The 15,068-nt window shown below is 67.0% G+C and carries 15 protein-coding genes; 7 read left to right on the top strand and 8 right to left on the bottom strand.

Annotation, left to right across the window (positions count from 1 at the left end):
* Positions 1–64: 64 nt before the first annotated feature.
* Positions 65–667: a hypothetical protein gene (locus IEY87_RS25610; protein WP_189141315.1), complete on the top strand. Its 603-nt coding sequence runs from the start codon at positions 65–67 to the stop codon at positions 665–667.
* 19 nt (positions 668–686) lie between these two features.
* Here the strand turns inward: IEY87_RS25610 and IEY87_RS25615 are convergent, their stop codons facing one another.
* The 3 genes from IEY87_RS25615 to IEY87_RS25625 all read right to left on the bottom strand — a co-directional run bounded on the left by IEY87_RS25615 (position 687) and on the right by IEY87_RS25625 (position 4,115).
* The gene (locus IEY87_RS25615; RefSeq protein WP_189141316.1) at positions 687–1,076 is read right to left on the bottom strand and encodes a hypothetical protein; all 390 of its coding nucleotides are present in this window, start codon (positions 1,074–1,076) and stop codon (positions 687–689) included.
* Positions 1,077–1,268: 192 nt separating this feature from the next.
* Complete coding sequence (locus IEY87_RS25620) at positions 1,269–2,006, bottom strand: hypothetical protein (RefSeq protein WP_189141317.1); 738 nt, start codon at positions 2,004–2,006, stop codon at positions 1,269–1,271.
* Between the two features lie 678 nt (positions 2,007–2,684).
* Positions 2,685–4,115, bottom strand: a complete 1,431-nt coding sequence (locus tag IEY87_RS25625; RefSeq protein ID WP_189141318.1) for a M20/M25/M40 family metallo-hydrolase — start codon at positions 4,113–4,115, stop codon at positions 2,685–2,687.
* 61 nt (positions 4,116–4,176) lie between these two features.
* Here IEY87_RS25625 and IEY87_RS25630 point away from each other — a divergent pair, with 61 nt between their 5' ends.
* Both IEY87_RS25630 and IEY87_RS25635 read left to right on the top strand, forming a co-directional pair.
* On the top strand, positions 4,177–5,049 hold the full coding sequence (locus IEY87_RS25630) for a hypothetical protein (protein ID WP_189141319.1): 873 nt from the start codon (positions 4,177–4,179) through the stop codon (positions 5,047–5,049).
* Positions 5,050–5,926: 877 nt separating this feature from the next.
* Positions 5,927–6,904, top strand: coding sequence for an ankyrin repeat domain-containing protein (locus IEY87_RS25635; RefSeq protein WP_225277658.1), 978 nt, complete (start codon positions 5,927–5,929; stop codon positions 6,902–6,904).
* Positions 6,905–6,945: 41 nt separating this feature from the next.
* Here the strand turns inward: IEY87_RS25635 and IEY87_RS25640 are convergent, their stop codons facing one another.
* The 3 genes from IEY87_RS25640 to IEY87_RS25650 all read right to left on the bottom strand — a co-directional run bounded on the left by IEY87_RS25640 (position 6,946) and on the right by IEY87_RS25650 (position 9,760).
* On the bottom strand, positions 6,946–7,743 hold the full coding sequence (locus tag IEY87_RS25640) for a hypothetical protein (RefSeq protein WP_189141320.1): 798 nt from the start codon (positions 7,741–7,743) through the stop codon (positions 6,946–6,948).
* A 467-nt stretch (positions 7,744–8,210) separates the two neighbouring features.
* Positions 8,211–9,149: an SDR family NAD(P)-dependent oxidoreductase gene (locus IEY87_RS25645; RefSeq protein WP_189141321.1), complete on the bottom strand. Its 939-nt coding sequence runs from the start codon at positions 9,147–9,149 to the stop codon at positions 8,211–8,213.
* Complete coding sequence (locus IEY87_RS25650) at positions 9,146–9,760, bottom strand: NAD(P)-dependent oxidoreductase (protein WP_189141322.1); 615 nt, start codon at positions 9,758–9,760, stop codon at positions 9,146–9,148. The genes IEY87_RS25645 and IEY87_RS25650 overlap by 4 nt, the downstream gene beginning before the upstream one ends.
* Positions 9,761–9,860: 100 nt before the next feature.
* On the opposite strand from IEY87_RS25650, the gene IEY87_RS25655 reads away from it, so the two are divergent.
* On the top strand, positions 9,861–10,283 hold the full coding sequence (locus IEY87_RS25655; protein ID WP_225277659.1) for a MarR family winged helix-turn-helix transcriptional regulator: 423 nt from the start codon (positions 9,861–9,863) through the stop codon (positions 10,281–10,283).
* A gap of 334 nt (positions 10,284–10,617) precedes the next feature.
* Positions 10,618–11,124, top strand: a complete 507-nt coding sequence (locus IEY87_RS46760; protein ID WP_225277660.1) for a DUF2716 domain-containing protein — start codon at positions 10,618–10,620, stop codon at positions 11,122–11,124.
* A gap of 378 nt (positions 11,125–11,502) precedes the next feature.
* Here the strand turns inward: IEY87_RS46760 and IEY87_RS25665 are convergent, their stop codons facing one another.
* Complete coding sequence (locus IEY87_RS25665) at positions 11,503–11,775, bottom strand: hypothetical protein (protein WP_189141324.1); 273 nt, start codon at positions 11,773–11,775, stop codon at positions 11,503–11,505.
* 46 nt (positions 11,776–11,821) lie between these two features.
* Positions 11,822–13,375: a serine/threonine-protein kinase gene (locus tag IEY87_RS25670; RefSeq protein ID WP_189141325.1), complete on the bottom strand. Its 1,554-nt coding sequence runs from the start codon at positions 13,373–13,375 to the stop codon at positions 11,822–11,824.
* Between the two features lie 370 nt (positions 13,376–13,745).
* On the opposite strand from IEY87_RS25670, the gene IEY87_RS45980 reads away from it, so the two are divergent.
* Entirely contained in the window at positions 13,746–14,159 is a 414-nt protein-coding gene (locus tag IEY87_RS45980) for an SDR family NAD(P)-dependent oxidoreductase (RefSeq protein WP_225277661.1), read from the top strand.
* Positions 14,081–14,917: a hypothetical protein gene (locus IEY87_RS25680; protein WP_189141468.1), complete on the top strand. Its 837-nt coding sequence runs from the start codon at positions 14,081–14,083 to the stop codon at positions 14,915–14,917. The genes IEY87_RS45980 and IEY87_RS25680 overlap by 79 nt, the downstream gene beginning before the upstream one ends.
* Positions 14,918–15,068: the final 151 nt, after the last annotated feature.

Consider the following 15,068-nt stretch of genomic DNA (forward strand, 5'->3'; position numbering starts at 1 on the left):
CGAACCTCCAACCTGCCGACGAGCTCCTTTCGCACTCCAGCGCAGTGCCTGGATACTGGCGGCCATGGTCATCGTCGACGTCGTCCTGGAGACCTACGACGCGGTGGACTTCACGGCCTGGCCGATCGCGGAGCCGTCGAGCGACCGCCTTCTCGCCCTGTCCGGCCGGATGTCCTCCGTCGACGTCGGGACGGCCATGGCCGTCATCTTCAGCTACAACAAAATCCCCGTCACCCACGCCGCCGACCTGACCGAGGCCCACCTGGACCAGCATCTCGCCGAAGCGGAAGCCCTGATCGCCCCGGGCGGGCTGCGCTTCCGCGACACCACCACGGACGTCAGCATCGCGCCCGGTTGCTGCTTCGGCCTGGAGAACTGGCGGGACTGGTGGGACGTGACTCGCGGGCAGGAACCATGGCTCGGCCACGACCCCACGCCCCACATCACCCACCTGGGTCAGGTCATCCGGCTCCAGCAGGACGATGGGGACTCCCCGTCCGTCGAGATCACCCGTGGCGAGCTCGCCGGCCTGCTCACCACAGCCCAACAGCACTTCTCCGGGTTCCTCGACCTCGCCCGGCCATGGGCGACGCGCACCACCCCAGGGCTGGCCGACCAGCTCATCACCGCCCTCGACCAATACTTCATGATCACCGTGACGGAGTAGCCGAACGTCAAGGTCGCGATCACTTCGCCTGCTCCAGACCAGGTTCCCCGCTCTGAGCCGCCCTCCGACGGGCCCCGATCCCCACGGCCAGCAGAACTGCCGCGCTGCCGTAGCCAAGCGCTGGGAGAAGCTGCCACAGCAGCCACAGGAGCCTTCCATCCCAGCCCGCGCAGTCGAGCATCCTGGAGTACGACAGCGCGAGGAACACCCAGTCAAACGCAACCACCAGCATGACCGAAACAGCCAGCGTTCCCACCACCGTACTGAGCCGGCGCCCCGCCCAGGCAGCGAACGTACCTGACAGCAGAACGCTCATGGAGGGCAGACCGTTGAAGACCAGAGCCCCCTCGAACGTGACTGCCACGGGCTCGCGCAGACGCTCCCACGTCCGTTCGAGGTCGGACTGCATCTCGGTCGGGCTCAGCGACAGCGGTCCGCCACATGCCACGCTCCCATCACCAGGGATGAATGCCGGCAGCCACAAGGACAGGAAACTCAGGGCGCACACCGCCAGTGCGGCTGACCACCATCGCAAGTAGCGCCACCGGAGCATGACCTGCCTCTCCCGCCAGCGTGGCCACCTATCCGGCCGCAAATCGTTCTAGTACTTCTTTCCCCACCGGCCGTATCTCAACAGGAGGTAAACGACCGGCAGCACGAGCACCAGCAGCCGGGCGGGGTCGTCGCGGATGTCGTCGAACCAGAGCAGGCTCAGCAGGCCGACGCGCAGGGATTCGTCCCCGATGAGGAGCGGGGCGAGGGCCACCAGCCCGTACACCACCAGGGTGTCCATGGCCGCCGTCAGCGCGCGCCGCCCAGAGATCGGTGGCGTCGGGGAGTCGGACGCGAGCAGCACCAGCAGGGCTGCCGCCAGCAGGCACAGCTCCCAGAGCCCCCAGCCGCCGGACAGAGCCTCGAACCAGTCCGGGCTGAACATGGGCAGCGAGCCGGAGCAGATGCCGTCCCCCCGGTAGTCGGCCGAGAGCGGCCGGACAAGCGCGATCAGCGCCAGCACCCAGGCAGCACGCGGTCCCGCCGTCGCCGAATGCCGCCGCACGAGGGCGACCAGCACGGCCAGCACAGGCACGGCCCAGATCATCGCGAGTTCGGTGAGTGCGGTGAGGTCGTCGCGCAACGGCAGAAACGGCGAACGGTCGATCGAGTCGTACAAGCGTACGCAGCCCACGATGCCCTCGGTAAAGCCCCCGTAGTGCTCCTCGGACAGGCTGGACGCCGTGAACAAGGAGGACCAGTCGAACCAGCTCTTCCAGGTGTCCCAGGTGGGGTAGGCCGCGGCGGCGAGGGCCGCCATCCAGGCTAACGGGGCTGAGGGTGACACGTCAGGGGCTCCTTTTGCTTCTGGCGAACCCTACCGGTGATCTTGAGCAGCGAGCGTTGCGGCTGTTGGGCAGCGGCGCGCTCAGCATCTGGACGAAGGGGGCACAAGACCGCAGCAGACAGCACCCTGCATAGACAGGTGGCAAGAACCGACGGAGTCGGCCCGCGGCAGTTCCGAAAAGGATCAAAGAGGCAGCAAGGCCCCCAACAATCTTCATGGGCGTTCGCAGGCGTCCGCCACCTCGCCTGACGACATCCTCGCCATACGTCCCCGTCCGCCGCAGTTCATGATCGTCCGCTCGGGTGGCTCCCACTGAGTCGGCAGTTACGCGCGCCGTTCAGCTCGACGAGCAGGTCGTCGGGGCATAACACGCGGCGGCGCGGCAACCGCGGTCAGAGCGATCGGTCAGTACGGCGCGGCGAGCGTGCGGCGACCGGCCCCGGTGTGCCGCCGCCGTCCGGGACCGGTCCCCAGGCCACACGCCCGGACAACGGGCGGGTCGCCGACTCCGTGCGGACCTGGGAGGCGCGTCTGCTGCGTGACCCTGCCTGGCACGCCGCCTTGGAGCGCGAGGAGGTCGAGGTCGCCAGAGACCGGTGATGCTGACCCCGGATGGCACCGCGAGCGGGACGGGGTGTGAGCACGAATGCCGCCGTTCAGGCGTCATGGCGGATCAGGTCAGGCCTGCCCGCCGGCGCGGGCGTGCGCGTCGAGGAGGTGCGCGACCGCTTCGGTCACCTGTACGGCGAACGGGATGTGCAGCCATTCGTCCGGCACGTGCGCGTTCGAGTCCCCACCGAGCGCGCCCGTGACGACGAACTGCGCCCGTGGGTACCGCCTGCCGAGCATCTCCATGAACGGGATGCCGCCGCCGATGCCCATGCTCTGGCACGGCTTCCCGAACACGCGATCACCGACCTGCCGCAACGCCGAGGCCAGCCAGGGGGCCAGGACCGGCGCGTGCCAGCCGTTCATGACCATGAAGTCGCCGACCTCGACCTGCGCCCCGTACGGCACGTCGGTCGTGAGGATCTTCTCCAGCGCGACCCGCGCCGCCTCGGCGTCGGCCGAGGGGGGCAGGCGGAAGCTCAGCCGGAGGGAGGTCCAGGCCCGCAGCACGGCGCCCGCCACCGCGGGGTCCGGGAGCCCGCCGGCGCCGGTCACGGACAGGGTCGGCCGCCAGGTGTTGTTGAGGACGAGCTCGACGTCGTCGTCGGAGACTCGCCTCATTCCCGGCCGCAACGGGAACCGGGGCACGGCGACCTCCGGATGGAGCGCGACGAGCTCCGCCGCCTCCGCGCGCCGTTCCTCCGGGATGGGCACCACCATCTCGGCCACCTTGACCTCGCCGGTCTCCGGGTCCTCCAGCCGATCGAGCAACTGGCGCATGACACGGAACGAGCTCGGCACGACGCCGCTCCCGAGCCCGGAGTGGACGCCCGTCTCGAGGACGCGCACCGTGACGGTCGCCTGCACCGCGCCGCGCAGGCTGGAGGTCAGCCACAGCCGCTCGTAGTCTCCGCCGCCCCCGTCCAGGCAGACCACCAGCGACACCTCGCCGAGCCGACCGTCGAGATGCTCCAGGTACGCGGGCAGGTCCGGGCTGCCGGACTCCTCACCGGTCTCCAGCAACAGGACCGCCCGGGCGTGTTCGCCGCCTGCCCCCCGTACGGCCTCCAGCGCGGTCGTGGCGGCGTAGCCCGAGTACCCGTCGTCGGCGGAACCGCGGCCGTAGAGCCGGTCGTCGCGGATCACCGCCTGCCACGGGCCCAAGCCCTCCGACCAGTCGCCGAGCGGCGGCTGCTTGTCGAGGTGCCCGTACAGCAGAACGGTCCCGGTCGCCGCCGCGCCCGGCGTCGCGGGCACGTCCACGAGCAGGAGCGGGGCGCGGCCGTCGAGCTGCACGACGTCGCACCGCGCGTCGGGCAGGCCCCGCGACGCCACCCAGCCCCGCACGTGCTCGACGGCGGCCCGCAGATGACCGTGCTCCTCCCAGTCGGCGTCGTATCCGGGCGACACGGCGGGAATCTCGACCAACCCGGAGAGACTGGGCAGCACGTCCGTCGCCCAGGCCGCACTGATCGATTCGCGAAGTTTCTGATGGTCCATGCGGTAATACTGGCAAACTGGACTTCCCCTCCTAGCGTGGAGACCTGACCTAAGGAGAAGGTTGGGTCGTGGAGAGACCAGACGCAGGTTCGATCCGGAGTTCCGGGCGGGCGCGGTGCGCATCGTGCGGGAGACAGGTAAGCCGATCGCGCAGGTCGCGAAGGATCTGGCGGCCGGACCCTGCCCGACGACCGGACACTGCCCCGCTGCTGACATCCTCGGCATGTTGATCACTGGATTCGAGGACTACCCCCTCGTCGATGGCTCCCATCTTTTGGACGATCCGGTGTTCTGGGCCCTGCATGCGCTGCAGATCGGGGTGATCGGGCTCACTGACATCGAGGAAGCATTCGGAGTGGACATCGGCGACGCCGCAGAGATCGAAAATGGTGTGTTCGATCACGACCATTGGCCCGTCTTCACCGTCCCTCTGCGCGGCACAGGCAACATCCACATCATCTACCGGAACCTGGACGGCGACATGGGCCTGGATTACGTCCTAACGCATCCTGACTGGCCCCACGATCTCCACCTCGCCGCAGTCGACGGAGGTTTCATCGGCCCCGGTCTGTCCTGGCCCGAGCTCACCACCATCGCCAGCCACCCACCGACTCCTGGTGCCGGAATACTGTTGGACGCTGCTCGCCGACTGCTCATCCTCCTGCCCGCCCTCGGTGACGCCGACCTACCCGACACCGCTGTCCCGACCGTCGCTGCGGCACTCTCCGCATTGACCAACAGCCCAGACCCCGACCACATCGCGGAGATCCTTCTTCACAGCGCCAAGGCATACTGGCAACCCGCCACCTGGCAGCAACTGAACAACGGCGCGATCATCTGCGACGAGTCCCACAGCCCCCGCTGCCTCGGCGCCCCGGGAGCGTTCACCCCCGCCCAAGCCATCGCCGTCACCCACACCCTCACCGGCACCTGAGGCCGCACCATTGGAAGTACCTGGTGGATAAGGACCCCCTGGACCAGATCCCGTACCAGCTTGTGTCGCGCGATGCTCAGCCACCTTGCTCAACCCCGGACCTTCTGTCACAAGGGCAGGGCAGGTGTCTCGTCTGTGCGCGACAGTCCTGTTCAAGTGAGTGATCGTGGAGCGCCGGCATGTGATCGGGTAAGACGGCGTTGCTGTACAGCACAGCTCATCCCCAGGCTTCGCGGGGAAAACGGTTGGGCCACCGACGAAGGTGATGTCGCGGACCTGGCCACGCTCGCGCATCTCCGTCACCGCAAGACGGCTGCCTATCCGCGCCAGACGGAGCACTCGGCAAGATCCAATCCAAGGACTACCGTACGGCTGCTGGGGACGATGACATCGCGTGGATTCACGTACGCCTCCCCGATGAGTGGGATTTCGTCGCCAGTGAGGTAGATCTGCTGAGAAGTTGGATGGCGGGCCCGCTCACAGAACGCTTCGTGCCGGAGTTCACGATGGCGTCCCTGGACGGGCAGATGAAGTTGAACACCACCGTCTGGGGAAACGGCACAGTCAGCACCATCGTCATACGCCCGCATGACGCCCATACGCAGCACGGTGGTTGAACTGAACGAGAAGCCGCCCAGACCTGGAGCGCTAGGAAAAAACGTCCTGTGAGGAGTGCGCCATACGTTAGCAACGGGAACCTTGCGAGTCCGCGAGTGTCCGATTACTGATTTCGTTCAGCCTCTCACCGCCCGAATCGACTTGGGCTCCGAGGCCGTCGTCCCTGTCGACTCGCCTCCCTTGACCGGCCCGAATCTGTCGGTCTCGTACGCCATCATTGGCGACACCTGTATCCGGTGCGTGCCCCTCAAGGAGTGCCATGGTCGTCGATGACGGACCCGGATCACCCGATGACGGCCGAGACGATCAGACCGATCCTGGCCCCGTCCACACCTGGCCTGAGATCGACGCAGCCCCAGACCCGGAGCAGTATTTCCTGCTGCACGATGCAGCCGAGAACGGCTCGCCCGAGACGGTCGCGGAGCTTGCCCAGCACATCGACGATGTCGACTTCGTTGACGATGATGAGGAGGAGCATCCCGGCCGTACCGCGCTCTGGACAGCTGTCTTCGCCAATCGTCCCGACAATGCGCGCATCCTGGTGGCCGCCGGAGCGGACCCGTGGCGGCCCATGATGAACGGCTGGTCCCCCGGACGGCTCAGCCTGGCCGGCCCCACCCCCACTCTGTTCAGTATCCCGCCTGGACTAACCGGTCTATCTCCAGCCGAGACCGCCGCCGTAACTGAGGCCAGACGTCTGATGGCCGCGCTGAGGGATCTCAGCTATTTCGGGCTGGGTATGGCCTGCGTGGCCAACCTCACCGCGGCCGAGGCGGCACGACGGCTGGAAGCCGTATCGGCCGACGTTGAGGACGTTGCAGCGATCATCGAGAATCTCGGGTCGCACCTCGACAACAGCCCGACCGTCGTCGGCGTCACTGATGTACCGGGCGGATGCGTCGTCAGCCAACCATGGGGACCCGTCCCCAACAAGCCAGGAGTCGCCAAGCGCTTGTCAGCGGGCACCGTCTGCTACGGAATGTACGACAATCCCAAAGGCGGCCATCACGGAACGGTCTTCCGTGACGGCGTCATGGAGGAAGGGGACACCCACCCCGGCGGTGGCGGCGTATACCCGGACGACCCCACCGAGGAGATCCTCGCCACCTATCTCTACCACCACCACGCCGTGGCCTACTGCTGTGCCCGCATGAGCTTGCGTTTGACCGACACCAGGGCGATCACCGGTCCACCTGACATGTGGGTGAGACTCTCCGAACGGGACTGGTGGCACTGATCAAGCAGCGTGATCCGACCATTTCTACGACAGTTCAAGCATTAGTACTTTCCCTGATCTTTCAACCACGCCATCCACTGGCTCTTCTTGGGCTTTGGAAGGTCCGGGTGGTCGAGCAACCACAGAAGATAACGCGCCCGTAAGCGGAAGATCTCTATAGGATCGTCAGCCGGCCCGGCCAGCAGCGGACGTAGGCGTACGCCGCCGATCGCCCTGGCCAGCACGGCATAACGCACGTCCTCGCAGCGATGCTCACGCCGTACGGCCAGGCAAACCAGACGCGCGAGTTGATCGATCACCTCGGCCGGCAAATACGGCAAGGCCATGGTCAGGTCCTGCAGAGCGGCGCCCTTCATCCCCCAACTCTTGGCGGCGGCCATCCACTCATACGGATAACGGGACTCCCACTCCTCAGGGGACGGGATCCGCACCAACCCCGTTATCTCGGCGAGCGCCTGACGGGCGAGACACCGAACGTCAACCCAATCAGGATCAGTAGCGAGACCGCTGGGAGTCCACTTAGCAGCGTTGACTTCACCGCTCATCATGGCTAGGCGGTCATCGACGCGCTCCAGCAAGTCATGGAACCGCGGCGACAGCAATCCTGGAAATTGCTCGTCCACACTCCAGACCACCCATCCTCTCGCCCAGTCGAAGTCGAGGGCCAGTTCGTCCTCACACCAGCCGTGCCGCCGACACCACGCCACCTGCTCTTCGGCAATTGCAGCAAGCATCACCAACGTTTCAGCCAGGCGGAGCACCCGCGTCAGCACACCCGGTTCTTCCTGTGCATAGGTCATGGCACGGCCTTCAAGCTCGCCAACGTAGATCAGATGCATCGTAGCCATGGCCACAGGCAGGAAAGAGCCGGGAACGGGTGGGTGCGGAGTGAACGGCTGCCAGCGCGGCGACCTTCTGTCCTTCACTCCCCGCTCTTCCACAAATTGAGCGCATGGGGTTTCCAGGTCGATTGGAGGGCGGTGCGCTTCAGCGTGGCTGGTTGGTGGGTTCTGTTGTCTGGGGGTGGGTGGCGGCCAGGCTGGCCAGGAGCTTGAGCCGTTCCCCGAGCCGTCGCCGAGGCCATCTGCTATGCCCTCGGCCAGCCGGCCGACGTCGACCTCAACACCCTGACCGTCCGGCCGGTCGGCCAGCCCGTCTGAGGGAGATCTGACACCCTGTGGCGTCGCAGCCGGTCATGAGCCGTGGTGTTCCCATCGGAAGTGAGACAGCCATCCAGGCAGGTGGCCAGAGAATGTCTGCGACGGGCGGAGAATACAGATCACTCGATCAACGGTTCCTGCCGTTACTACCCCCCTGAGATGGTGTGCGGGTCAGCGTGGTCCTGGTCGGCAAGACCGGTCAGGACCGCGCTGGCCTGCCAGAGTCGCTCCTGCACGGCGATGTCGTACGACGGTTCTGGCGTGCGGCGTGGGCGCTGGTCGGCGAAGAACGCGCCGCTCACCTGCGCGACGTCGGGCGAGGTCGCCAGATGTACGGCGGTGCGCGCGCCCTGGGCGGGAGTGAGCATGAACGGCCGGGCCAGCGCGGCGACCGGTTTGAGCATGCGGGGCACGCTGTCGGCGATGATGGCGGTGGCCACGATGCCCGGGTGCAGGGCGTTGACCGTGACTCCGGTGCCGTTCAGCCGTCTGGCCAGGGCGTATCCGCACATGACCATGGCCAGCTTGGCGTTGCCGTATGCCTGCATGGGCCGGTAGGCGCGTTCGGACTGCAGGTCGTCCAGGTCGATGGTGGCGGTGCGGCGTGGACCGATCCGGTAGGTCCTGGTGTCGGTGATGGCGTCGGAGGCCACGTTCACCACGCGCGCGGGGGCGCCGGCGATCAGCCGGTCCAAGAGCAGGTTCGTCAGCAGGAACCACGACAGGTGGTTGACCGCCAGATGCAGCTCGATCCCGTCGGTGCTGAGCCGGCGCTGGTGGAAGTGCGCTCCGGCGTTGTTGACGAGCACGTGTAGGTGCTCGTGCTGTTCACGGAAGGCCGCGGCCAGCTCGCGGATGGCCCGCTGATCGGACAGGTCGGCCGCCAGGGGGTGCACGTCGGCGTTGCCGGTGGCCGCGCTGACCTGATCGCGCAGCGCGCGAGCCGCCTGCATGCTTCGGCAGACGAGCACGACGGTGGCGCCGCGGCGGGCCAGCTCGGTGACGATCACCCGCCCCATGTCACCGCCCGCACCCGTGACTAGGCACACCCTGCCCGCCATGGGTCCCGTGGCCGGGCCGGTCATGCCGCGATCCGAGGTGCCTGGCCGACATAGGCGTCCTCGGCTGCCGCCCGCAGCAGGAAGTCGGCCAGGTCCGCACGGGAGATCCGCGAGGTCAGCGTAATCTTCAGCTCGGTGCCGACGCGATAGCGGCCGGTGTGCGGGCCGTCGGTGAGCGCGGGCGGGCGCACGATCGTCCACCGCAGGTCGTCCGCCTGACGGATCAGCGTCTCCATCGTGTCCTTATCGCGCATCTTGGCGCCCAATAAGGTCCGCAGAGTCATCACGTACGGCGAATGGTCGCGGCTTTCGGCCGCCCCATGAGCGCTCACCACAAGCAGCCGGGCGGCGGACTTGGCACGCATGGCGGCCAGGATCGCGCGGACTCCGTCGGTGCAGGCAGGTTGCCTCGCCGAGCCCGCCAGCGCGCTGATCACCACCTCGCGGCCGTCCACCGTGGCGTCGACGGCGCCCTGGTCGGCCAGTTCCCCGACGACCACGTGCAGCCGTTCGTGCGAGATCGGCAGGCGTGCGCTGTCGCGGACCATGGCCCGAACCTCGTGCCCCGCCTCCACGGCCCGCACCACGACCAGGCGGCCGGTGGCGCCCGTCGCGCCGAACACGGCGATCTTCATGACTTCTCCTCATCCCCTCACCCTGATGGTTGGACACTCCAATCGTTGAAGCAAAAGCTTGGAGTTGTCAACCATTGGAGTCTCGTATTATTTTGTGGAGGTGGAGGACGCCGAAACACCGATCTATGACCTCATCGATCTGACCATGGGCCTGGCCGGACGCACGCAGGCACTCGTCACCGAAGTCCTTGCCGAGCTCGACCTGACCCACGCCCTGGCCAACGCCATCTGGCAACTCGGCGGCGCGCGTACCCCGCCCTCGATGCGCGAACTGGCCCACGACCTGCGCTGCGACCCCTCCACCGTCACCTTCCTGGCCGACCGGCTGGAACAACGGGGCCTGGTCACCAGGACCGTCGACCCCACCAACCGCCGCATCAAGATCCTCGCCCTGACCGACAGCGGCCACCTGGCCAGACGCCGCCTTGTCGAGGCCATGACCCTAGGCTCCCCTCTCGCCCGGCTCTCCCCCGACGACCAGCGCATGCTGCGCACCCTGCTGTCCAAGGCGATGACCGCCTGACAGTCATGATGGAGACGAGCGCTCCCCACCAGGGTCTGACCCAGCGACCGACTGACCTCGGGGTCCGCAACCGAATCTGCCGACCAGGGCGAGATCGTGCCGGGTGACCAGGGTGCTGGGGTGCTCGACCCCCCGGACGCGCTCGCGGACGGATGGCGAGCTGGTCGCGGGCGGCGACCGTATCTCCCGCTCCCCCCGTCCAGCGGGTGAGGTCGTGCCGACTCGCAGATCAGCGTGACTCATCCACCGCGAACACCGCCGCGCGGGTCGGCGGGGCCAGATACAGCCCGACCACATCGCGGATCTTGTCGATCAGCAGCGGGTGGTTCCCAAGGTGGCTCCCAGGACCGCCTACTCGTACAGGTGGGGTAGCCCAGCACCGGACAAGGTCCGATTCCAAAATCTGGAGTCGGGCCTTTCGGGTTCACAGCCCCAGATCCCATGCCGAACAGCACGACCTGGACCACCCACCGTATGGTCATCCCGTGGCCACCCCCGCCTGGGAGCAGATCCAAATCGAGCTACGAAGACGGCTGGGCTCCATTCGACGCACGTTTCGCCTTCCGGCCGTACTCATAGAAAGGACGGTGAACCTGCGATCAATGAGCCCACCCCTTCTTTGACCATCGACCTGGCCCCGATTTTCACCAGTTCCCCGGTTGAGTTCGCCGTGGCCAACGACGCCGCCAATGCCCTTGGCCTGCAGGCGATGAATCGCGCCTTCGCCGAGTCACACCGCCTGCTCGTGCTCGACTGGCAGCACCCGAGCTGGTGGTTCCGGCCCTACCACCATGCCCTCACCGACACCGCCGACCGGCCCGTCGGAGTCTTCCGAGGCTAGGCATGGCGTGATCCTAGATGAGACCGGTCGGGCGACCGCGCCGCCACGGCTGCAACGAGCCCTCCGACGGCGTCTGGACATGGTTATGGCGACGTTCGATGGTGCGGCGGGGTGGCCGGGCGGGACCGATCCGGAGAGGCCGCACGCCCGCCCGGACCGTCCAGCGGGCGGCGGCTTGATGACATAGGGAAGGTATGAATCATGGGCCGCCCTGCCCGGCTGCCGAACGGCCTCGCAACCGCTGGTCGGCCGGCTCGGCCATGCTGTCTGTCACCGCATTGGCTCCTGCCCGCTTGAGACTCTCGGCCTTCCTGGCTTGTCGGCGTAGGCGATGCTGCGGATTCCTGCGTTGCTCGCGGCTTGGCCGGCCAAGGTGATTCAGTCGTGCACCGGCTCATGGGAGTCCACCACCAGTACGACGGCGCCGCCAACATGGTCCACAGCACTCAGCCAGGCGAAACGTGCCGCAGTCCCATCCGGACTGGCCATCCCGTCGATAAAGATCCCGACATCACCCGGACCGTCTACAACCGAGACTGTGAAACCTGCGAGAAGCTGCCAGCCATCGCACGCTGATGGCGCACCTCCATTGAGCTCGAACGCGGGAAGCTGCTCGACAGGATCGGCCGAGACAAGGCTGAGTGTCGGCATAGGACCGTTGAGGTGCTGGCGTTCTCACGGGGGATGTGAACTGGGGTCAACTCGGGGGCTGTGACGGACCGAGATTGTTGAAGTAGCAGGCGTCGGAGAGCTCGGTCAGGTGCTTAAGCTTGTCCTTCCTCACGGCCTGCTGATACGTCTCGGGGTCATCAGCACGAAGCGCCTTGAGGGCCTTCTCAGCAGTGTCGATGTCGTTCTGGAGCGCGGTCTTGAGCGCCGGACGAATCGCCTTGGCCAGATTGGCTTTTTGAAGGTCCACGATTTCGGTCAGGACGTTCTCGGTCGGCGGAAGCGGCACCGTTCCGCTCAGCGGGACGTGGGTCCACCTCTCCATGACGTCGGTCTGGTTCTCGCACCCGGGCGGCATCCCCTGCCCTTCCGCGCCGGATTGTTCCGCAGCGGGTGCCGTTTGGACTGCTTCCGTGCCGGATGAATCGGCCTGCGGGGCCTTGGTTCCATCTCCTAATGTGGCCACGACAATGACAACCGCGGCTATCACTGCTGCGAACACTGCGCCACCTGTGATAAGCATCTTGCGATTCCGCAGCACGCCAGGACCGGACCGTGACTGGTCGTCGAAGGCGGGCACCTGCTCCTGCAACGTGGGCGGCGGCGGAGGAGGGACGTTCTCGGTGCGGGTCGCTGAACCGGCTGGTGCGAGCGGTGACGATGACGCCGGGGCGGGGCCGGTGCCCTGGAAGAACTGCTGCGGCGGCACGGAGTCAGGACGGGCCGATGCCGCAGGGCTGTTCGGCACCCGAGGCAGCTCAAGGGCATCAATCATGGCCAGAGCCTCGGCGGCGGTGGGGCGGTTAGCCGGGTCCTTATCCAGCAACCGGGTGATCAGCGTCCCAAGCCCGCCGGCATCGCGGGGAACGGGCGCTTCCCCCAACAGCACAGCAGTGAGCGTCTCTGTCGGGGTATCCCGGTGGAAGGGGGACACTCCCTCCAACGCTTGATACAGCGTCACTCCGAGCGAGTACAGATCGCCCGCACCGCCGCTGTCCACGCCGTTGAACCGTTCCGGCGCGATGTATTCCAGCGAGCCCATCAGCCCACCGCTCATCGTGAGGGCGGTGTCTCCCTGTTTCACAGCGATCCCGAAGTCGGTGAGGAGCACGCGGCCACCTCGGGCGATCATCACGTTCGCCGGCTTCACGTCCCGGTGCACTATGCCGGACGCGTGTGCCGTGCTGAGGGCGTCTAACAGCCCCTTGGCGGCCAGTGCGACAGCGTGGGCCGCCAACGGGCCATCCTGGAGAATCTGCTCAGCGAGGGTACCGCCGTCGACGAGTTCCATGACGATCCACGGCGCTTGATCCTCGATCACCACGTCGTGGAGGGTGACGATGTGCGGATGCGACCGCAGCCGGGCAGCGTTGCGCGCCTCACGCTCGGCGCGTCGAAGCCGCTGCGCATGCTCTTCGTCAGAGGTGGCCGACGGGAGCCGAATCTCCTTCACCGCCACATCTACGTCGAGAGATTCGTCGTGAGCCTTCCAGACCCGTCCGAAGCCCCCGCCGCCCAAAATAGACTCCAGGCGGTACCGCCCGCCGATCAGACGTCCTGGTTGTGTCTGCGCGGCCACCATGCTCCCTCGTCTGCGCCCAAGTTCTGGCAGCCTACCCGTGCGTGTCCGTGCGATTCTGCCGAATGTCCGGACTCGCTGGTACCTACTAGGCATCTCCTTGCTGGAGGCGGGCCGATTGGCCGGCGGGCAAGATCGGGCCGGGCTGCTCGGCTGTCGGATAGCTGACGTGACCCCCATGCTCGCAGGCGGGTGGCACAGGACGCGGCCGGTGGGGCCATCGTCGAAGCGCACCATTGAGCTTGCTGGCCGACGTTGCCGCCGCAGATACCGCCATGCCCAGTGCCGAGGCCCGACGGAGGAAGGCCTTGGCGGCGATCGCCCGACGCACTTCACCGCAGCAACAGCCGGTCCACGAACAAGGAGCGAATCCATGAGATTCGACGACCATCGCGTTGTCATCACTGCTGCCGGCCGCGACCTCGGGCGAACTCTGGCCATCCGGCTCGCAGACCTCGGCGCGGAGGTCTTCCTGTCCGCACGCAGCCTCGCTGCCACTGAGCATGTCCGCGATGAGATCTGCGACCGAGGCCATCGGCAGGTCCACGCCTATGCCTGCAACCTGACGGATCCCGCCTCAACGACCGGTTCTTCATCGAGCGCAGCGCCGACCAGCGCCGAACCGAACAAGAACTGCCGCTGCAACTGCCCGCCAGCCTGGCCACGGTCGTCTCCGAAACAGTTCCTATGCCCTCGGCGTCGAGGCGAGTGGATGCAACGGCCGCGGGCGCAGGGGCGCTGGTGGAGCAGCCGTCCACGCCGGTCTGTGACGATGCGGTGCCGGTGACCGAGCCGCGGCAGGTGCAGGCCATCGAGGTCGACCGGATCGTGCCCGACTCGGGCAACCTGCAGATCGCCGGCCAGCAGGTCTGGCTCGGCCCCGACCGCGCCGGCATGTCCATCACCTTGTGGATCAGCACCGCGCACCTGCACGTGCTCACCGTCGGCGGCGGCCGCCTCAAGACCGTCGCCTCCCGTCTGACCAGCAAAGACCTGGCCGTGATGCTGGAACGAGGCGATGCACGCCCGGCCGGCTCCACCCCGGTGCAGGTCCTGGCCGAAGGCCATCCGGCGGTCGAGATCGACCGGATCGTCAGCACCATCGGCATCGTCAGCCTGGCCAGCCGGGGCCTGTGCGTCGGCTCGCACCTGGCCGGCCAGCGCGTCACCCTGCGCCTGGACGGCATCACCGCCCAGGTCATGGACGGCGAGCGCACCCTGCTGCGCACGCTGCGCTGCCCGCTGCCGATCACCGCCTGCCGGCGGCTGCGAGGCGCCCGTCCCGCCAGCCCGCCACCCACACCATCCACCAAGCCGGTCACCCTGCACCGCGTGGTCTCCAGCCGCGGCGGCTTCCAGGTCGTCGGCCAGAAGATCCAGGTCGGCCGCGTCCACGCCCGCAAGATCCTGGACGTGACCGTCGACGACACCCACATCACCGTCCACGACAACGGCGAACCGATCCGCATCGTGCCCCGAACCACCACCCAAGAGATCACCAGATACAAGTCGAAAGCGCATACTAAACAGCGAAAGACCAGCTAGGAGTGTCAAGCATCATCCGACGCCAAAGCGTCAAGCATCAAGTGAGACTAGACAGGCTGCCCGTAGCTGTGACTGTAGGTGTCTGTGAGCTATTTGGGGCAGGGCTGGGCAGTGGTCCAGATGTGGGTCATGCTGCTGAGGTAGGTGGCTG

The sequence above is a fragment of the Nonomuraea glycinis genome, assembly GCF_014646515.1.
GTDB lineage: Bacteria > Actinomycetota > Actinomycetes > Streptosporangiales > Streptosporangiaceae > Nonomuraea > Nonomuraea glycinis.